Consider the following 20,964-nt stretch of genomic DNA (forward strand, 5'->3'; position numbering starts at 1 on the left):
AATTCTTGCATTTCTATATCGTTTGAAACATTGATTTTTTAAAAATTTATCAGTCAATAATTTATGGGATATGACATTTATTTTGATCACCAAAAAGCATAAAATCGTATGCAAACGGTATTAGATTTTTGCATAAAATTGGATTTTAAATTACCGCTTTATGTAAAAAAATTCAATAAAAAAGTTAACGACTTATCCAAATTTTTAACTTATAATAATGGCAATTTTTTAAACTTTAAAGTTCGTTATGCTAGTAAAATTTGGGAGCGCGTAACTTAAAACATTAAAATATTCACACGAAATTCATAATAATCAGATAGCTAAATTTTCTCAATCGACTCAATATTTATAAGAGAATAAAGTCGCACAAACTCTGTAAATAATACTGTAACAAGCGTTTATAAATAAAATATTTAAAATAATTTATAAAATTCATCTTGTTACAACTATTTTTTTTATATTTATCCCTCGAAAAAGTGATAATTTAATCCTGCATTTCACTTTTTACCAAAACCTAATCCAATTTTATTATGAAAATCACTACACACAGCTGTAAGAAGTTGTTGCTTCTTTCGTTATTAATGCTTTCCTATTCAGGATTCGCTCAAGTTGAAGGCGCTAATTTTAAACTTACTCTTGGAAATCCATCATTTCCATCTCCTACCACATTAGATTTCGACGTCAATCTCGTTGTTAACCATACAGGAACGGCACTGGCCGATGGCGGAATCAAAATCGGAAATTTACAATATGGTATCAATTTTAATCCTGCAATACTAAACGGCGGTACACCATCAACTGCTCCAAATGGAGGTAGTTTTGTTTTGCTTCCGGGTACGCGTGATGCCGTTTTTAACGGACTGGATTTTTCCGGAGTAAACGGGGTTGGTTCCTACAGAGGATTAGTAAATGGCTATGGCCAATTGCGTGTGATTGGAACGCTTGTTCCCGGATCATCTTCTGTTTTGATTCCAAACGGAACTTATAGAATTGGCAGGTACCGTTTTACCAATACAGTTGCATTTACCGGTAATGGTAATGCCCAACTTTGGATTAACGACATTATCAAATCAGGTTCAACCGCTCCGGCTGTAACAGGTTATAAAAATGGCACTACTACACCTAGTTTTGTTTACGGATTGTCGTCGCCCGCTGCTGCACCGGGATTGACTGTAGGATATACGCAAGACAGCACACTTGGAGTTGAAAACCAATATGCAGATGCTAACAGCGTACTTATTTTCAAAAAAGATGAGGCTTTACATATTAATGCAGGAAAAGCTTTAATGAATAGCGTACAGATTTTTGACGTAAGAGGTCGTTTGTTGCTTGAAGTGAAAGATATCAATGCAAGCGCAACTGTTATCAACAATCTGAAAGCTGAACAACAGGTATTGGTTGTGAATATTGATACAGATAGCGGATTGGTAACTAAGAAGGTGTCATATTAACTTTGCGGTTAATCGAAATAATAAAAAAGGAGTGAAAGATGATAGTTTTTCACTCCTTTTTTAATTTATATCTGCAGGCAAAATATCGCAAAATCTAAAAATTTATAAATCCCTTTAAGGGATTTTTTATTGCTTGTATCCGGGCATATCTTAATGATTGTCATCAATTTAATCGGCCAGCAATTGCTGTAACTCCCAGTTTCCGTCAACCAACGGTTCTGAATCTCCTGTAGTCATAAAATTATGAGCGGCTTTCGCAGCAGATTTCCAAACAACTGCTGCAATACGCGCGCCATCACTCAATCGTTTTACGCCAAATTTACTCAATTCTGACGCATTCGGTAAGCCTTCCCAGGCCATAACATGAATTGGTAGCGCTACTTCTGAAGCAATTGTTTTGACAGATTGCAGGTCGGTCAGTCCCGGAACAAATAAGCTGTCGGCTCCGGCCATTTTTGCTTCATTACCACGACGAATTGTTTCAGCTACCTGATTTTCCGGATTTACAAGCTCTTTGAGATAAACATCTGTTCGAAAATTAATATGAATATCTGCTTTCTCCGAAGTAAGTTTTTCTCTTATCTTCCGAATCTTTTCCAGCAACAATTCAAACGAATCATCAGCATCTTCTATATTAATGCCAGAAATTCCCAATCTCACAAGCTGCATGACATTTTTCGGCAACCTTATCCGTATTTTCGCTATAACCGCCTTCAACGTCAACAGATAAAGGGAGATCGGTTACCCGCAAAATATTTTCAACGACAGCTTTAAGCTTATCGAACGGCACATTATTGCCATCAGCATATCCCAAAGCCCATGATAACGCTGCGCTCGAAGTCGCTATAGCCTTTGCGCCGGCGTTGGCGAATAACTTTGCACTTGCAGCATCCCAGGCAAGTGGCAATATCAGAGGTGTGTCGTTTTCGTGGAGGTTTCTGAAAATTTGTACTGAATTTTTCATATGGATTTTTTTAAAAGTGTTATGATTATCTGATTATGGATTATTCGATAGCGGCGGCTGTTCGTGATTGATTTTGCAAAGATTGTTTTGTATCGGGCAATAGGAATAGCATTAAGCTGACCAATACAACACAAACCAATATGGCAATCATGCCTGCTGTATAAGCGGTTTGCCATCCATCTGCAGAAAAATAAAAAAAGATGCCACCGATAATGCTTACACCCAATGCAGACGCAGTTTGTTGAAACGTAGAATATACACCCGCCGCAGCACCGGCATATTCAACAGGAACACTTTTGAGTGTAACATTCAATAAGGCAGGCAGCACAAGTCCATTACTGAAACCCCATGCGCCCATAAGAGATATGATCACGAAAGTACTACTACCAGGCTTAAGGAATTCAATCTGCATCAGAAATGTAACCCCAAGAAGAAGCGCACCGGTTTGCATCACGCGTTTTCCGAAAAGCAGCATTAATTTAGGCGCCAGCATTGATGATATTATAAACAATACACCCGGGAAAATAAAATATAATCCACAATCTAATGCGGATACGCCAAGTCCGTTTTGGAGGTATACCGCACTTAGGAGCAGATAGGAAGTATGCAGCATAAAGTGGAACAATGCTGCAAATAGTCCGATATTAAAATCTTTAATTTGAAATAATCGAACATCAATAAGTGGATTTTCGTGATTGGCCAGCTTTTGTTTTTGGTTGCGGATGAAGTAGGCAAATATTCCGATGGATGCAATCAGCAGTGCAATGCTCCACAAGGGCCATCCATTCTCGCGGCCTTCAATCAGTGGAAATATAAGGCAAAAAAGGGCAACAGTAAGGATGAAAATACCTGAGTAATCAAATTTACTGCCTTTATTTGTTTGTGTTTCGCGTACATATTTATGTGTTGCCCATAAAGTAATAATTCCAATCGGCAGATTGATAAAGAAAATAAGCCTCCAGCCTTCGATAGCCCAATGGGTATCTGACAAATAACCGCCCAGTACCTGGCCGATGACAGCAGCAACTCCGAGCGTAATGCCAAACATCCCGATTGCTTTAGCGCGTTCTTTCGTATCGGTAAACAACACCTGAATAAAGGCAATAGTTTGTGGCACCATAAACGACGCGCTTAAACCTTGTACAAATCGGGTAATATTGAGCTGTAAAGCATTCATGGATAAGCCGCAGAAACATGAAGCGACAGTAAATGCCAGCATTCCCCAGAAAAAGACTTTCTTACGTCCGAAATGGTCTCCGGTGCGGCCGCCAGTGATCAGGAAAGCCGCGTAGCCCAATAAATATCCTGCAATGACAAACTGTATTTCGGCATCATTTGCATGTACGCCTCTTTTTATGGCAGGTATGGCGACGTTAATGATGAAAACGTCGATAACCGATAGCAACGGAGCCGATAATACGATGGATAACTCCAGCCATTTATTTTTTGATTGTTCCATTTAGATGAGTTTTTTAAGGATTGATTTAGCGGCTTCCAGGTCGATGCCATGCTTGAATACGGATGCTGCTGCTATTCCACCTTCCATCAGCAAGAAAATTGTTTCTGCCAATTCGTTGTCAGATAAGATTTTTTTATGTCCTGAATCAGCAACGAGTTCGGTTATATATTGTTTAAGCCGCACTTTGGCTTGTTGGATTTCAGAAAGAATCCTTTGGTCAGAATCACCTGCATCGCTATTCGCTTTTATAAATGGACAGCCACCATAAGCCCTAGTTTCCTGACGATCAAGGTGGTAATCTAATATAACCAGTAGTTTTAATCTTGGGCTTGGAACTTTTTCTACTTCCGATTGCAGGCGTTCAAACCAATTTTGATGAAAACGCTCCAAATATGCGACCATAAGGTCAGTTTTTGATTCGAAGTGCTTGTATAGCGATGCCTTAGCAATATTCGCCTCCTCAATTATTTGGTTTATGCCGGTATTATTATAGCCCTGAGCATAAACAGGCGCTCAGCAGTATCTAATATTTTGTCGATAACGACTTGTCCTCTTTGTTTTGTCATGCAACAAAGATAATTGCAAATAGACAAATTTGTCTATTTATGTTAATATATTTTATTTATAGGTACATAGCCAAATACAAGATTCTTATGCAAATATCAAATCCACAAAGTCTAAATTTTCAATTCAAACTGTGCTAAATCAAAAAAGCCTCCCGGTTTCCCGGAAGGCTTTTTCTTTATTCAAAAAATATTAAGACTAATAAACAACTTTCTTAGTAACAACCTCTCCGTTTTGTGAAGTGATTTGTACCAAAAGTACCTCCTGCTCTGCTCTCAAGTCTTTAAGCGCAGTTGTAGTAGCATTGATGTCAGTTCTTTCATAAATGAATCTTCCACGAACATCAAATATTCTAACAGTTTTCATTGCGATGCTGCCTGAATTAATGTTCAGTACATTATCGTGTTTGAATACAACCACATCATTCGCAGTGAATGTTGGGTTTTCAAAATGTAGATTCGTATTCTGGAATACAATGCTGAAACGGTTTGTTGTTGTACCCGCCTCTGCTGCAAATTCATAAGCGCTGTCCTTCACGCTGTGGATAGTTCCTGTCAGATTATCTTTGATAAAAATATTCTGCTCGTCAGCGAACAATCCGTCAGTATGATCAAGGCTGATGGTGAAGTTACCGGCAGCAAGCGCATTGAAGCTCATCGGGATTTCATCAGTATCAACGAAAGGCAATGCTTTAGCCTGGATGTTAAATTTATCATCACCGATAAGTGTCGCGATGTTGTTAATGCCACTTTCGATTTGCTTCGCATCAACTGATACGTCAACACCATCAGTAGCACCATTCATGTAACCTACAAGGATCTGGTTTTGCAATCCAACAGAGTTGCTAAGGTTCAACCAGATTCTGTGTTTGTCAACATTTGCGTTTCTGAAGAATGTCGCAGTGTTGTTACCTGTACGCATCGAGTTGTTAAACATTGCAATTGCCGAAGCAGAAGGTGTTTTCAACAAGAATCCTTGTCCAACTGCAATTGTACCGTTTGGTGTTGCGCCACCTGCTGCAGAGGCTGTACCAAAAGTGGTATAAGTCGCATAGTTGGCTCCCGATGGTGCATCCTGGTTGGTATGCGTCCAGAAGTACAATTCACCCGGGTTTTGTTGCAAGAACAAATCAGCACTGATGGTTGACGGATAAGGGTTTCCTAACATGTTGAATCCTTTTCCTGCACCAGTATTGGTGATTGGAAGGAATGACATTCCATTATTCGGCACACCGGCAAACACACCATTGAAAGTGGCTTGAGTTCCGTTTGACGGGAAGTTGTTCGGTGCACGAAGCATATAACCTTTAGCTTCAGTGAAGTTAACACCAAGTGGCTCATTGATGACAACAAAACCATTCGTTGGTTCATTCAACGTGTAGAAACGTGATGCTCCTGTCGGCGTTGGATAACCTGGCGCATTCGTAGGCGACACTGTGTATGGAGAGAATAATTTCAAATCCTGCGCCTGCTACCGGAGACCCCCAGTAAACGTAATCCAATCTTCTCATTGTTGCATTTCTCTTCACTGTAATCAAACCTGTATTGTCAACATCGTTCACCTGGATAAGGTTAGCGTTGTTTTCGAATGTCAATGAACCTCCGTTAACCGTTACTGCATTTGTAATGGTGAAATCGTGTCCAGGGTTAACCACTACAGTACCACTGTTTACCGTCAATGTACAAGCTGCTAAATCTCCCGTTGAAGAATAGTTGCCGTTGATGACAGCTCCCTGAGTAGCAACCGGCTGGAATGGAGACCATGCAGAACCGTTCCATGTTGTAACAGCTGAACAAGGTACAGCATCTGTATCAGTTGTACCGTTACAGTTATCATCAATTCCGTTACCCGGAATCTCTGGCATACCTGGGTTTACATTAGGATTATTATCGTTACAGTCGGTAGCGTTAACTGAATAACCAGCTGGTGGTGTTGTACCGTTTGCAGTACAGAACGGCACAGTTACTCCGGCACCATAACCATCTCCATCGGTATCAGCATAGAATGTATAAAGCTGATGCGCTGTTGGATCGTTATCATTACAATCTGTACCTAAGTTGGTCAGGGAGTAACCCACAGGAGCAGTTGCACCATAACATACGGTTGCACTACTATTAGAGTAATGATCACCATCATTATCTACGTATAAGCTTCCGCTTTGATAGATGTTTACATTAGTATCATCACAATCCGTGTTATTTGTAACATATCCTGTTGGCGTTGAGCAAGCCTGCTGTGAAACCGCTGAATTACCAAAACCATCACCGTCAGCATCTGCATAGTAAGTTGTACTTGCGGTTACTGTTACAGTAGTTGCAGATGAGAATGCCTGAGCACAAACACCACTTTGAACAACAACTCTGAACTGAGTCGTCTGTGTCAATGCACCAGAAGTATAAGTACTAGCCGTATTAGCTATCGGGCTCCATGTAGAGAACGGAGCAACAGCACTTTCCCAACGAACTATTGTTCCGGTGTGACCCGCCAATGTAAGCGTACCACTTGCAGAACCTGAGCAAATTGTCGTGCCACCGGTAACATTACCTCCAACAGTTGCAGGATTAACCGTTACTGTAGTAGCAGATGAAGCTGCCTCAGGGCAAGAACCACTCTGAACAACCGCTCTGAATTGGGTCGTTTGCGTTAAAGCGCCTGAGGTGTAAGTAGCAGTCGCATTAGCTATCGGGTTCCATGTAGAGAACGGAGCAACAGCACTTTCCCAACGAATGATTGTTCCTGTGTGACCTGCTAATGTAAGTGTACCACTTGTTGAACCTTCACAAATTGTCGTGCCACCTGTAACCGATCCGGATGCAGTAGCTGGGTTAACTGTTACTGTTGTTGCAGATGAAGCAACTTCAGGACAAGAACCACTTTGAACTATGGCTCTGAATTGAGTCGTTTGTGTCAAAGCACCAGATGTATAGGTATTAGTCGTGTTAGCAATCGGACTCCATGTAGAGAACGGAGCTACAGCACTTTCCCAACGAACGATTGTTCCGGTATGGCCTGCTAATGTAAGTGTGCCGCTTGTAGCACCTTCGCAGATGGTAGTACCACCAGTGACCGAACCTCCAACAGTAGCAGGATTAACAGTTACAGTCGTCGCAGCTGAAGCAAACTCAGGACAAGAACCACTTTGAACTACCGCTCTGAATTGAGTTGTTTGCGTCAAATTACCTGATGTATATGTGCTTGTAGTATTAGCAATCGGATTCCATGTAGAGAACGGAGCAACAGCGCTTTCCCAACGAACGATCGTTCCGGTATGCGCGCCTAATGTAAGTGTACCACTTGTAGCACCTTCACAGATAGTTGTACCGCCAGTAACTGAACCTGCAACAGTAGCAGGATCAACAGTTACAGTCGTTGCAGATGAAGCCGCTTCAGGACATGAACCACTTTGAACTACCGCTCTGAATTGGGTTGTCAGCGTCAAAGCACCTGATGTATATGTGTTGGTAGTGTTTGCTATCGGATTCCATGTTGAGAATGGAGCAACTGCACTTTCCCAACGAACGATTGTTCCTGTATGGCCTGCTAATGTAAGCATGCCGCTTGTTGAGCCCTCGCAGATTGTTGAACCACCGGTAACAGAACCTGAACAGTTGTGCCACTTACAGTAATGTGTACAGCAGATGAATTGGCTACAGAGCATACGCCGCTTTGTACTACTGCCCTGAACCAGGGTATCAGTCGTTAATGTTCCGATAGCGGCGGCAGTAAGTGTTGTAGTCGTATTGGCAATGTCAACAGGTGCCGTAAATGCAGCGTTTGAAGATTTTTGCCATTTTGCTACATTTCCAACGTTTCCTGATAAGGTTAAATCAGATGAAAGTGTATTTCCTGAGCAGATTGTCTGGTCAGCAGCAACCGCTCCTCCAACCGAAGCCGGATCAACCGTTACTGTAGCAGTACCAAAGTTAGAACAACTTGTAGTAGGAGATGTAGCAGTAGCAGTATAAGTTGCAGTAGTTCCCGGTTTAGCATATACTGTAGTCGTTGGACTATTTAAAGTATAAGCTGTGGTAGCACCTGCATCAGTATACAACCCGGCAACTGGTGTCCATGTAATTGGAGCTGTTGTTGTTCCGGTAACTTTAACATCGTCTACAATCCAATAGTAACCCCATGTTGATACATAGTTGTAACGAATTTTCAGGTTCGCTTGTCCTAAGTATGCACTAAGGCTTACAGTTGCAGGAACAGTGGTTTGTGTATTGTTAGTTGAATTACCTCTGTCTGTTCCTTTATAGTCAACTAACTGAACCCAGTTGGTACCACCGTCTGTTGAAATCTCAAGTTTAACGGTAGTGTCACCACTAGCCCAATATTTATAAGCATGCTCGAACGAAACGTTAGCTGCAGTATAACCTACAGTACTGAACGATGGAGAGGTTAATACAGAATTTGTAATCGAACCGCTTCCGCCCGCATCAGCATTAGAAAGAGCAAATTTACCACCATTCACTGTTGTGAAGTTAGAGAAAGTTGCAGTTCCTGCAGTATCTGTATAAGGAACGTTAGTATACGCCCAGTTACTTACCGCAGGAGAAGTACCTGCATTGGTAATTGTCCATGTAGGCGCAGAAGTATTAAAGTTTTCACTCAAAATTGTATTAGTGTAAGAACCACCTGAAGCCGTCAGTAAAACTGCCGGGTCAGCGCTACATTTTGTTGTACTAGCGGGTGTAACAGTAACTGTAGAAGGAGACTCATTAACTGTAATAGTCACCGTAGTTCCAACTGATGAACATCCGTTAGCAGTACCTACTACAGTATAAGTGGTAGTAACACTTGGAGTTGCAGTTACGGACGCTCCTGTTGTAGCACTAAGTCCTGTTGCAGGCGACCATACATAAGTCGTAGCACCTGACGCAACAAGGTTTACACTTCCTGAACCACAATAAGCACCCGAAGACGGAGTTACATTTACAACCGGTACAGTATTAACCGTAACAGTAGCAACAGTTGAATGATCAGTAGCTGGCGCTGATGTACAGATAACTTCTAAACGGTAATAAGTTGTTGAAGTTATTGTACCTGTCGAAAGGCTGGCATATAAAGATGTTGCTGATCCGATACTCGTCCATGTGTTCTGATCAGGAGAAGATTGCCACTGGTAAGTGGTATTGATTCCTGAAGAATATCCGGTGGCGTTAATCGTAGTAGAACCTGAGCCACATAAAACTGACACTAAAGGTGTAGCAGTTCCTGCAGTTGCACCAGAACAGATATTCACACTGAATTCCTTAAATCCGATACTTGGCGTAGTGCTTCTTGAACCACAATCAATATCTGACGGTACTGAGGCCTGAATATTGGCACCACCACCAGCCAGTGTTGAGTTTCCTGCTACAATGGCAGGCCTTAAATCTGTTGCCGAACTAAACGCCGGGTCAATATTTAAAGACGCAGTATCTTTGATGAAGTGCTTGCCCATGACGCAAGTGTAACTCCGGTAGTACCTGCAAGCCCGCCTGTAATAATGTCAAAGTGATTAGCATCAGCTGTCACAAAGAAGTCATTGTTGTTAGAGGTAAGGTTAGTAAATGTCGTAGATGCAAATGCTAATGCATAGCCTTTAGCACTGGTTGTAGTTGATTTATTTACAATGATATTGTTTCTGATATCAACTACAGGATTTGTACCCGCAACGGCTATTCCAAATGTATTGGAACTGGCCGAAGCAACTCCGGAAAGTGAAATAGAGTTATGGTAGATACGTGTAGATCCCACTGTACCTCCACCCGCTAAGATACCATAAGGTGAGTCAGATGGTGTTGCAGCTGTTGTGTTAACACGTGTAATCGAGTTATTTGCGATTGTATTAACCGCAGCACCTGCAGACGTAACGGTTGCTAAACAAATACCAAAACTACTTCCGTCACCAGTACGAAGAATATCGTCAATAACGTTATTCGTTACCGTTGCACCGGTTACCTCATTGCCTGTGAAAGTTGTGTAAGTATTAACACCTGTACCGGTTGTGAAACCTAACGCAATACCAAATGCCGGTGCTGCTGAGGTGTTCATGTGCGCAATCTGGTTTCCGGAAATATCTGCTCCGTTGTCAAATCCGACAAAGATACCGGCACGTGAAATGTTATTAGGCGAAACCGTATTCATAAGGTTTTTCCTGATTACTGTACCGCTGTTTTAGCAGCTGCAGAAGCACCTTGAGAGAAAATACCAACTTGTACTTTACTGATGCTATTATTAACAAAAGTATTGTTGTTATTAGAAGTTCCCAAAGAGGTCAGGGCGATAGTACTGCTTCCTGATCCCACACCAAATAAGGTAGCGGTACCTGAACTTCCTATCAAATTACAGTTAATCACTGCATTTCCTGTCGCACCGTTTGTTCCGCTGCTTTGCATCCATACAACTGCAGAAGAAGTTCCTGCATTATTGTTAGTGATAGTCAAATCACGGGTAGCTTCGCTTGGCGGGCAAATTGTATTAACGGTTGTACCTAAAGATCCATCGATAGTCACATTATCTGCAGCGTTTAAGCCGATAAGTGCAGTAGCTGAAGTTCCGCTAATTATCCTTGGTGAACCAGTTGGTTTAATTGTAATTGTATAAGGTGAAGCAAACTCATTAAGCAATACAGCTCCGGTTTCTGTTGTCAAATCGCCGGCAATCTGTAAAGTAACATTACCTGTTACAACGCCACTATTGATAGTTGCAAAAGCACCTCCTGCAACCGTTAGTGTTGTATAATCACAACCTGAAGGACATACGGTTTTGATACCGCTTATAGCAGGAACGATAGTATAACTGTTGATAGTTCCTCCTAATGGGAATTGTGAACCGGTTAATGCAACGCTTGAAGCTGATGCTGCAAAAGTTCCTGAATTGATACCCACATTCGGAGCTGCAGTATCCTGAGCTACGATAAAATATTGGATAACATCACCAGCTGTTACAGAACCCGCATTCAGTAAAGAATAATCGATAGTAAAGTCGAATGGTGAAGCAGTTCCGTTGGCTTCTACGAATTTCCAACCTGTAGCGGTAAGGTCATTCGTATCCGTGGCTTTTTTGTAATACAACCTTGGTTTTGTACCAGGTGCAACATTTACACCGGTAGCATCCGTAATCGTTATGGCTGAAGCTGTTCTTGTAGCTGCAACAACTCCATTTGACAGCAAAGTATAAGTGATGGCCTAACCAAAAGTATCAGATAACAAGAAGTTACCTTCATCCGCACCAACATCTGGTGTAGTTGCATTACGGGTATCGCCATCAAAATCTGTAGCAAATCCACTGATTGTCGTACCACCACTCTCTACTCCTGTCGGAGTTGCAGGATTGATATGCAGGAAGCTTGCAGAAGCGCCTGAGGTACTTACGAATAATGAAGCCGGGTTTTCACTGAAAGACAATACATCTCTTGATCCAACTCTCGATTTGTAAGCTGCAAGTGTTGCATCTGTATTAGTACCGTCAGTATAGATAGCACTTCCGAATAACAAGTTGTTGTTCGAAGCACTATTATAAGAAGTAAGCGTAGTAGATGATCTTCTGTAAGCTACAGCAAGACCTGCGCCTGCTGGAGTAGAAGCATTCGCAAAAATGTTATTTCTCAATGTTACATTTGGCGTTGTAGATGCTGAAATGGCAGATGATCCAAATAATGCACCAGAACTTGATCCGTTAAGGTAAATCGTATTGAAATAAACATTCATTGTTGTACCTCCGGTGATGTTGATACCGTTCAGCGGATTGGCTGCATTTGCCACCGGTGTACGTAAATCACCAATAAGGTTATTAGAAATGTTATCTGTACCTGAAGATGCAACGATACCGTTTACAGTACTGCTGGCATTACTTCCTGAAAGATCAGAGATTTTATTCTTCAAGATGTTTGTCGATGCAGAAGCCGTGATTCCGGTAACTGCTGAAGCACCTGTAGAAGAAAGTGTCCTGACAGTATTCGAAGCAATTTCAGACGATGAAGAACCGGCAACTGCATTAGATATACCAATTACAGTTCCTCCTGTTCCTGTAGACGAAAGTCCGGTAACAGTATTCGATGCAACTGACAAGTTAGCAATAGTTCCGCTACTTCCTACCAGGATTCCGGTAACGGCAGCTTGTCCGGTAATGTTACTTATCGTATTTCCAGACATTGTATTAGAACCACCAAAATTAGATTGAAGTACAATTATAGATGATGTACCACCAGTCCAGTTACTGAATGTATTTCCAGTAATTGTTTTAGCAGGTGTTGCACCTGTTCCGTCATTATTGAACCAACCCGTAATTGTAGTGGCGCCGGTTACAGTAATGTTAGAGAAATTGTTGTTGTTATTCTGTACAGGTGTAGTACACACTGAAGAAGCTCCGTCATTATACAATGCAATTGTTCCACCTGCACCACCTTTATTAAATCCGGTAACGATGCTGTTGCCATTAATGGTTTTGAAACCAGCGGCAGGAGCAGCTACACTGTTACTGATGAAAGTTACACTACCTGTAGTATTTACATTCAAATTGGTAAAGGTATTGTTACTGATGTTTTGTGATAATGTAATACCTGTGTTAGAGATATAAGTGTTGGCAGCTGTAGCCGCAACATTGTAAGTAATACCTCTTACATCATTACCGGTAATCGATAATGCGCAAGTTCCGGCACCTGCACTGGATGCAATACCAAACAACCCTCCTGAAGTTGCAGTTGAAGTAGAGAATAATCCACTTGTAGTGTTACCCAATTGGTTATTGTTGATATTCAACGCCGTTACTACAGCACCTGTATTAATGATTCCCTGTACCTGACCTGTGGTTGCAGTAGAAGCCAGGCTTCTTACAATATTATTATTGATATTAACAGTTCCGGCAGCGCCAGAATTCGCAATACCTGCATTTATACCTGAAGTTGAAGACGTCGCAGTAATAGCATTATTAACAACGGTATTACCATTCATATTCAAAGTGCCCGGTATAGAAGCATTCGTTATTGCTGTTATACTTCCTGTTGTAACAGTACTTCCTCCCAAAACACAGTTTTGTACTGTGTTGTCATTGATACTCATCGTAGCTGATGCCAATAACGGAGTTAAGCCTTGGTTATTGATACCAATAACACCTATTGCAGCAGCTGTTGGGTTATTAGTTACTGCCACAGTATTATTATTGATAGTACTTGTAATCGTACCGCTTGTAGGAGATGCAACACTATAAAGTTTTGCAATTCCGCCAGGAGTAATAGCAGTGGCCAATGCAGCACTTATAACTGTATTATATGATATATTATCATTAATCTGCTGATTAGCGATGATACCGTAGTTATTTGTAATTAATGAAGTATAAGCTGTAAGTGCAGATCCTCCACCCCAATTAGTGATGGTATTGCCTGTCACCGGTGATGCTCCACCGATATCATTTCCATTATCAATAGCAGCTAAAGTTGTACCCGCTCCAATAAATACAACACCATAATTCACATTGCTGATAGCATTGGTGTAAACTTTATTATTACTGTTAGAACCTGAAGCAGCTGTAACCTCTGCAGCAGTTGTCATCACAGTTGCACTGTGGCGTGTATTACTGTAGATACCAAAAGTATTGAGGTAAGTCCTGTTAAGGCTGATTGTATTGTTCTTGATGGTATTATTCTGAGCACCATCAGTTAAAGAAGCATATAATAAGGCTACACCAAATTCAGTCATATTATTAGTTGCAGCAGTTCCTGAAACAGTGTTAGCTGCATTTTCCTGCATGGTCAAACCATCAAGAGTTATATAGTCAGCTCCCACAAGTTTGAATACCGCATCTGATACAGAACCAACAGTTTGTGAAGGCGAAGCTGTAAATGTAGGATTCGCACCTGCACCACTTTTCACAAAAGCAATTCCTCTTGTCGCTGTACCCGTAGCCGTGATGTTGAATCCACCAGCCGGTGCAGTTTCTGTATGACCTGCAGCAATATCAAACTGAACTGTTCCTGTTCCTGAAGTTCCGTTTGTATTGATGTAGTTAACCGCAGCAGCAACTGTAGCAAAACAGCCTGGGATAGCGTAGTTGCCTACTGCTAACGGACCTGAATTAATTGTCACGGTTGTTGCAGATGAAGCTGCTTCAGGGCATGCGCCACTTTGAACAACCGCTCTGAACTGAGTCGTTTGTGTCAATGGCAACTGAAATGTATGTAGTTGTAGTGTTTGCAATTGTAGTAACATTCGCAAAATTATCTGTTGAGCTTTCCCAACGAACAACTGTTCCGGTATGGCCAGATAATGTTAAAACACCGCTGGTTTGTCCGCTGCAAATTGTAGCACCACCAGTAACCGAACCTCCAACAGTAGCTGGATCAACAGTTACAGTTGTAGCCGATGAAGCTGCCTCAGCACAAGAACCGTTTTGAACCACAGCTCTGAATTGAGTTGTTTGGGTTAATACACCAGATGTGTAAGTCGAAGTTATATTAGCAATCGGACTCCATGTAGAGAACGGAGCAACTGCACTTTCCCAACGGACGATTGTTCCTGTATGGCCGGCCAATGTAAGCGTACCGCTTGTTGAACCTTGGCAAATCGTAGTCCACCTGTAACAGAACCTCCAACTGTTGCAGGAGTAACCGTTACAGTCGTAGCTGATGAAGCTGCTTCAGGACAAGAACCACTTTGAACTACTGTCCTGAATTCAGTCGTTTGCGTTAAAGCGCCTGATGTGTAAGTAGAAGTTGTATTAGCAATCGGGCTCCATGTAGAGAACGGCGCAACAGCACTTTCCCAACGAACGATTGTTCCGGTATGGCCCGTGAATGTAAGTGTACCACTTGTTGAACCTTCGCAGATTGTAGCACCGCCAGTAACAGAACCTCCAACAGTAGTAGGATCAACAGTTACGGTTGTAGCTGATGAAAATGCTTCAGTACAAGATCCATTTTGAACCACAGCTCTGAACTCAGTCGTTTGTGTTAAAGCACCAGATGTATAAGTTGAAGTTGTATTAGCAATCGGACTCCAAGTAGAGAACGGTGCGACTGCGCTTTCCCAACGAACGATTGTTCCAGTGTGGCCTGCCAGTGTAAGCGTACCGCTTGTTGAACCTTCGCAGATTGTCGTACCACCTGTAACCGAACCTGCAACAGTAGCAGGAGTAACCGTTACGGTTGTTGCTGATGAAGCAGCCTCAGTACAAGAGCCGCTTTGGACTACTGCCCTGAATTCAGTTGTTTGTGTTAAAGCACCTGACATATATGTATTGGTAGTGTTAGCAATCGGACTCCATGTAGAGAACGGAGCTACTGCGCTTTCCCAACGAATGATTGTTCCTGTATGGCCTGCCAGTGTAAGCGTACCACTTGTTGAACCCTCGCAAATTGTCGTACCACCCGTAACCGAACCTCCAACAGTAGCAGGATCAACAGTCACAGTTGTAGCTGAAGAAGCTGCCTCAGTACAAGAACCGTTTTGAACCACCGCTCTGAATTCTGTAGTCTGAGTTAAAGCAACTGATGTATAAGTAGCAATCGTATTAGCAATCGGACTCCATGTAGAGAATGGAGCTACTGAACTTTCCCAACGAACGATTGTTCCTGTATGACCAGCTAAGGTAAGTGTACCACTTGTTGAACCTTCGCAGATTGTTGTACCACCTATAACCGAACCTGCAACAGTAGCAGGTGTAACCGTTACGGTTGTTGCCGATGAAGGAGCCTCAGTACAAGAGCCGCTTTGAACCACCGCTCTGAATTGAGTTGTTTCGGTCAATGTGCCAGATGTGTAAGTCGAAATAGTATTCGCAATCGGACTCCATGTAGAAAACGGAGCTACAGCACTTTCCCAACGAACGATTGTTCCTGTATGACCAGCCAGTGTAAGCGTACCGCTTGTTGAACCTTCACAGATAGTTGTACCACCTGTAACCGAACCACCAACTGTAGCAGGATTAACAGTTACGGTTGTTGCTGAAGAAGCTGCCTCGGTACAAGAACCGCTCTGAACTACCGCCCTGAATTCTGTCGTTTCGGTCAATGTGCCAGATGTGTAAGTAGAAATAGTATTCGCAATCGGATTCCATGTTGTGAACGGAGCTACCGCGCTTTCCCAACGAACGATTGTTCCGGTGTAACCTGCTAATGTAAGCGTGCCGCTTGTTGAACCTTCACAGATAGTTGTACCACCTGTAACAGAACCTCCAATAGTGGCAGGATCAACAGTTACAGTTGTAGTTGATGAGAAGGCCTCAGCACAAGAACCGTTTTGAACTACTGCTCTGAATTCAGTTGTTTGCGTTAAAATACCTGATGTGTAATTACTTGTTGTATTAGCAATCGGGTTCCATGTCGAGAAAGGAGCTACAGCGCTTTCCCAACGAACGATTGTTCCGGTGTGACCTGCTAATGTAAGTGTGCCACTTGTTGAACCTTCACAGATTGTCGTTCCACCTGTAACAGCACCTGCAACGGTAGCAGGATCAACAGTTACGGTTGTAGCACCTGATAGTGCTTCAGGACATGTACCACTTTGAACTACTGCTCTGAATTGAGTAGTTTGTGTCAAAGCACCTGATGTGTATGTAGACACAGTATTAGCAATCGGGCTCCATGTAGAGAACGGAGCAACTGCACTTTCCCAACGAACGATTGTTCCTGTATGGCTTCCTAATGTAAGGAGTCCACTTGTAGAACCTTCACAGATTGTTGTTCCACCTGTAACCGAACCTGCAACAGTTGTAGGATCTACAGTTACAGTTGTAGCTGTTGAAGCTGCTTCAGCACATACACCGCTTTGAACTACAGCTCTGAATTGAGTCGTTTGTATCAAAGAACCAGATGTGTAAGTTGCAGTCGTATTGGCAATCGGACTCCATGTAGAGAACGGTGCTACAGCACTTTCCCAACGCACGATTGTTCCTGTATGACCGGCCAATGTAAGAAGACCGCTTGTTGAGCCTTCGCATATTGTTGTCCCTCCCGTTACTGAACCAGCAACAGTTGCTGCATTAACTGTAATATGAACCGCCACAGAATTTGCTGTAGCACAAGTCCCGCTTTTTACTACTGCCCTGAACCAGGTATCAGCAGTTAAAGCTCCAATTGCAGCACCTGTTAAAGTTGTAGTTGTATTGGCGATATCAACAGGTGAAGTAAATCCTGCATCTGTTGATTTTTGCCATTTTGTTACATCACCAGTGTTACCTGATAAAGTTAAATCGAGCGGTTGTGAACCTGAACAAATTGTCTGATCAGCAGTTGCTGTACCTCCAACACTTGGCGGGCTAACTGTTACGGTAGCCGTAGAAGCCTGGGCAGACTGACAACCTGTGACCGAGTTAGACACAACTAAATTATAAACTCCGGATGCTGCAGTTGTAGCAGAAGCAATACTTGGATTCGCTAAAGCGCTAGTAAATCCGTTAGGCCCTGTCCAGCTGTAAACCGGAGAGGGTTTGGCAAACGAAATTGTGGTATTACTTGCCGGAACCGGTGTAAGAGAATTTTGGTTTGTAAAACCAAATGTTCCGGTATTTACAGTTGTCTGGCTCAATAATTCAGCAGCAGTCGGAGTAGTACTGACGCTCGCCGAACTTAATCCCACACTATTCGATACCGTTGCGGCACTTTGCGTCATCGTTCCATATACAAATTCGATATGATTGTCTGCTTCATAAAGCTTAATCTGCCAGTTGTAAGACGCAGTAGATGTAGTACTAAAATCCTGCATGTTTTTCCACTCTACTGTTAAGATTCTGCTACCAGTTGTACCAGTTGTGGCATAATTTATACTGGCATTTAAATCTGCTAAAGACCCAGCGTTTGAAGCTGTCTGAAGATCATCCCAATTCGGCGCGAGCACCAAACCGGCAGGAGAACCTGTCCAGTTATTTGTAAAGCCATAAGGGGTAGAACTTGTACCTATTTCAGTCGTTGCGGTATTGAAAGTTATAAATCCATTGGTACTTACCAGGAAATTTGAGTAGGAAGTGCCATTATAAACAAATGAAAAACCAATAGGCTGAGTATTACTAAGATTATCATCACTCATGGCACCTGATCCTGAACCAGTAGTGTTATTACGCCATGAAGTTACGTTAGTAGCGGGGAAGATAGAAGTGTATGGCGTTCCGGTAGTTCTTGTAACATTATAACCACTCATACCAGCCGTCGCAACAGAAGTTGCAGTATAAGAAGATGTAAGATTAACCGTATCTCCTGCACATAATGCCGTTGACGTAGCGGTAGCAGTAACACCTGCAGGGTTAGGATTTACAGTAAGTGTTTTTACTGCTGATGTTAAGACGCAGCCTCCCGGGCTGGTAACCTGTACCGTATAATTTGTAGTTGATGCTGGATTAACAGAAATCGATTGTGTAGTAGCACCACCCGGACTCCATAACCATGAAGTTCCTGTGCCGCCATTTTCGGTTAAAGTAACAGCCGGATCATTAGCACATTTCGAGGATGGTCCGGAAATGGAAGCAGCTGAAGGGCTGACGGTAACTGTAACAAGTGAAGAATTATCAGTTGATGAATTGGTACCGCAAGTTACACGCAACCAATAATAAGTTGTAGTACTTACAACACCTGTTGATAGCGAAGCTGGATTTGTTTGACCGGAAACACTTGAGCCAGCATTTGGATAGTCAGCTGAAACAGTTGACGAAATCCACTGATAAGTGGAGCCGATTCCCGAAGAATAACCCGTAGCGGTAATTGTCGGAGTTCCTGAATTACATAAGGTAGTGCTTCCTGAAGCAGTTCCGCCAACTGCCGTAACGCAGGTGGGAGGCGTAAATTCTTTGAAACCTAAACTTGGCGTAGTCGATCTTGTACCGCAGTCAATATCGCTTGGTACACTAGCAGTTAAGTTAGCACCACCATTATAGAGCGAAATATTAGCTGAATCTGTTGAAATCGGTCGCAAATCAGTCGACGATGTGAAAGCCGGGTCGACACTCATAGAGGCAGCATCTTTTCCTGTTGTGGTTTGCCAAGCACTAAGTGAAGTTGAATTTGTTCCCGAGTTTAATGTCGACGTAACTGAAAATGCCGCACTGGTTCCCGAAGCAAATAAATCATTATTATTTGAAGTAAGATTCGCAAAAGTCGAATAGCCCAAACCTATCGCATACGATTTTCCTGTAGAAGCAGTGGTTTGTTTATTAACAAGAATGTTGTTCCTAATATCGATTGCAATATCTGAACCTCCTACTGCAAGCGCAAGACTCGAGCCGGTAGTTCCTGTGCCCCGGTCTCCGCTCATAATAACTGTATTATGATAAATACGTGTTGAAGAACCTGTCGCGTTGATTGTAAAAATTCCCGTCGTAAGATCGCCAGGAGTTGAATTTCCAATTACACCAGAAATGCTATTGTTGATAATCTGGTTAACCCCAGTAGAAGAAAGGCCTACCAAAATTCCGGAAGCACTATTAGCGCCGGTGGTTTGTACCGTTCCAATGATGTTATTACTTATCGTAGCATTGCTTACTTCACTTCCGGTTGTAGTGGTAGCAGTCCATGACGTAACACCAAGAGATATTCCATAAGCATCTGACGATGAATTAATCCCGGAAACATTATTTCCTGAAATCAAAGCACCATTGTCAAAAGCTACAGCAATACCACCAATCTGCACATTATTCGGAGATACAGAATTTATCGAATTTTGGTTGATTACCGTACCCGTATTTTTAACAGCAGCGCTCGTTCCAAGCGAAACGATACCCAACTGCGATTTTGATACGCTGTTATTTATAAATGAATTATTAGTATTTGGTGTTGTTGTACTATTTGAATGATAAATACCAGCGAAAGTTGTTGTTGAAGCATTTCCAACAATATTACAGTTTTTAATAGTATTACTTGTAGCATTATTAGCAGAAGCATTCTGAACATCAACAACTACAGATGACGTACCTGTGTTATTGTTGGTAATTGTTAAATCTCTCGTCGCGGCACTAGGCGGACAAACAGTATTAGCAGTTGACCCTAATGCCCCATCAATGGTTACATTATCAGCACCGTTAAGTGTAATAAGGTTAACTGCTGACGTTCCTGAAATATTTCTTGCAGCACCTGTTGGCTTAATCGTTAAGGTATAAGGAGAAGCAAATTCGTTCAACAATATTGCACCCGTTTCAGTTGTCAAATCTCCTGCAATTTGCAAGGTAAGATTACCCGATACTACACTATTGTTAATTGCATCAAAAGCCCCACCAGCAACGGTAAGCGTAGTATAATCACAACCAGAAGGACAAACAGTTTTTATTCCGCTGAGTGACGCCTGAATTGCATAAGAATTAATAGTTCCGCCGATTGGGAATTGTGCGGTTAATAAAGCAACACTTGAAGGTGTAGCAGCAAACGAACCTGAGTTAATGCTTACAGTTGGTGCAGCGTTGTCCTGAGCGACGACGAAATACTGAATTACGTCTCCAACACTGGCTGAACCACCAGTTAATACACTGTAATCAATCGTGAAATCAAACGGACTTGTAGTTCCGTTGGCTTCAACAAATTTCCAGCCAGCAAGCGTGTTGGCTTCAGAAGATTTCTTGTAATACAA

The 20,964-nt window shown here is 42.2% G+C and carries 12 protein-coding genes and 1 pseudogene; 1 reads left to right on the forward strand and 12 read right to left on the reverse strand.

What is annotated here, in order from left to right:
• The first annotated feature begins 530 nt into the window (after positions 1-530).
• Entirely contained in the window at positions 531-1,451 is a 921-nt protein-coding gene (locus ACSLFW_RS14285; RefSeq protein ID WP_436556318.1) for a T9SS sorting signal type C domain-containing protein, read from the forward strand.
• Between the two features lie 168 nt (positions 1,452-1,619).
• On the opposite strand, the gene ACSLFW_RS14290 is transcribed toward ACSLFW_RS14285, so the two are convergent.
• From ACSLFW_RS14290 to ACSLFW_RS14345, 12 genes and pseudogenes are all read right to left on the reverse strand, one after another.
• Positions 1,620-2,120 carry an isocitrate lyase/phosphoenolpyruvate mutase family protein gene (locus tag ACSLFW_RS14290; protein ID WP_436556319.1) on the reverse strand — a complete coding sequence of 167 codons (501 nt, stop codon included), beginning with the start codon at positions 2,118-2,120 and terminating at the stop codon, positions 1,620-1,622.
• A complete protein-coding gene (locus tag ACSLFW_RS14295; RefSeq protein WP_436556320.1) occupies positions 2,086-2,415 on the reverse strand; it encodes an isocitrate lyase/phosphoenolpyruvate mutase family protein in 330 nt (109 codons plus the stop codon). The genes ACSLFW_RS14290 and ACSLFW_RS14295 overlap by 35 nt, the downstream gene beginning before the upstream one ends.
• 40 nt (positions 2,416-2,455) lie before the next feature.
• Entirely contained in the window at positions 2,456-3,874 is a 1,419-nt protein-coding gene (locus tag ACSLFW_RS14300) for an MFS transporter (protein ID WP_436556321.1), read from the reverse strand.
• The gene (locus ACSLFW_RS14305; protein WP_436556322.1) at positions 3,875-4,276 is read right to left on the reverse strand and encodes a TetR family transcriptional regulator C-terminal domain-containing protein; all 402 of its coding nucleotides are present in this window, start codon (positions 4,274-4,276) and stop codon (positions 3,875-3,877) included.
• A 3-nt stretch (positions 4,277-4,279) separates the two neighbouring features.
• Positions 4,280-4,363: pseudogene (locus ACSLFW_RS14310) on the reverse strand (TetR/AcrR family transcriptional regulator); the annotation flags it as partial.
• Between the two features lie 273 nt (positions 4,364-4,636).
• Entirely contained in the window at positions 4,637-5,896 is a 1,260-nt protein-coding gene (locus ACSLFW_RS14315) for a T9SS sorting signal type C domain-containing protein (protein ID WP_436556323.1), read from the reverse strand.
• Positions 5,805-9,881 (reverse strand): MopE-related protein, encoded by a 4,077-nt coding sequence (locus ACSLFW_RS14320; RefSeq protein WP_436556324.1) that lies wholly within the window; start codon positions 9,879-9,881, stop codon positions 5,805-5,807. Before ACSLFW_RS14320 ends, ACSLFW_RS14315 begins: the two co-directional genes overlap by 92 nt.
• The gene (locus tag ACSLFW_RS14325) at positions 9,845-10,567 is read right to left on the reverse strand and encodes a hypothetical protein (RefSeq protein ID WP_436556325.1); all 723 of its coding nucleotides are present in this window, start codon (positions 10,565-10,567) and stop codon (positions 9,845-9,847) included. Before ACSLFW_RS14325 ends, ACSLFW_RS14320 begins: the two co-directional genes overlap by 37 nt.
• 14 nt (positions 10,568-10,581) lie before the next feature.
• Positions 10,582-11,595, reverse strand: coding sequence for a hypothetical protein (locus tag ACSLFW_RS14330; RefSeq protein ID WP_436556326.1), 1,014 nt, complete (start codon positions 11,593-11,595; stop codon positions 10,582-10,584).
• 15 nt (positions 11,596-11,610) lie between these two features.
• Positions 11,611-14,580, reverse strand: coding sequence for a beta strand repeat-containing protein (locus ACSLFW_RS14335; protein ID WP_436556327.1), 2,970 nt, complete (start codon positions 14,578-14,580; stop codon positions 11,611-11,613).
• Complete coding sequence (locus ACSLFW_RS14340) at positions 14,528-14,950, reverse strand: hypothetical protein (RefSeq protein WP_436556328.1); 423 nt, start codon at positions 14,948-14,950, stop codon at positions 14,528-14,530. Before ACSLFW_RS14340 ends, ACSLFW_RS14335 begins: the two co-directional genes overlap by 53 nt.
• A complete protein-coding gene (locus ACSLFW_RS14345; protein ID WP_436556329.1) occupies positions 14,869-20,964 on the reverse strand; it encodes a beta strand repeat-containing protein in 6,096 nt (2,031 codons plus the stop codon). Before ACSLFW_RS14345 ends, ACSLFW_RS14340 begins: the two co-directional genes overlap by 82 nt.

Source organism: Flavobacterium sp. 3HN19-14, assembly GCF_051373205.1.
Lineage (GTDB): Bacteria > Bacteroidota > Bacteroidia > Flavobacteriales > Flavobacteriaceae > Flavobacterium.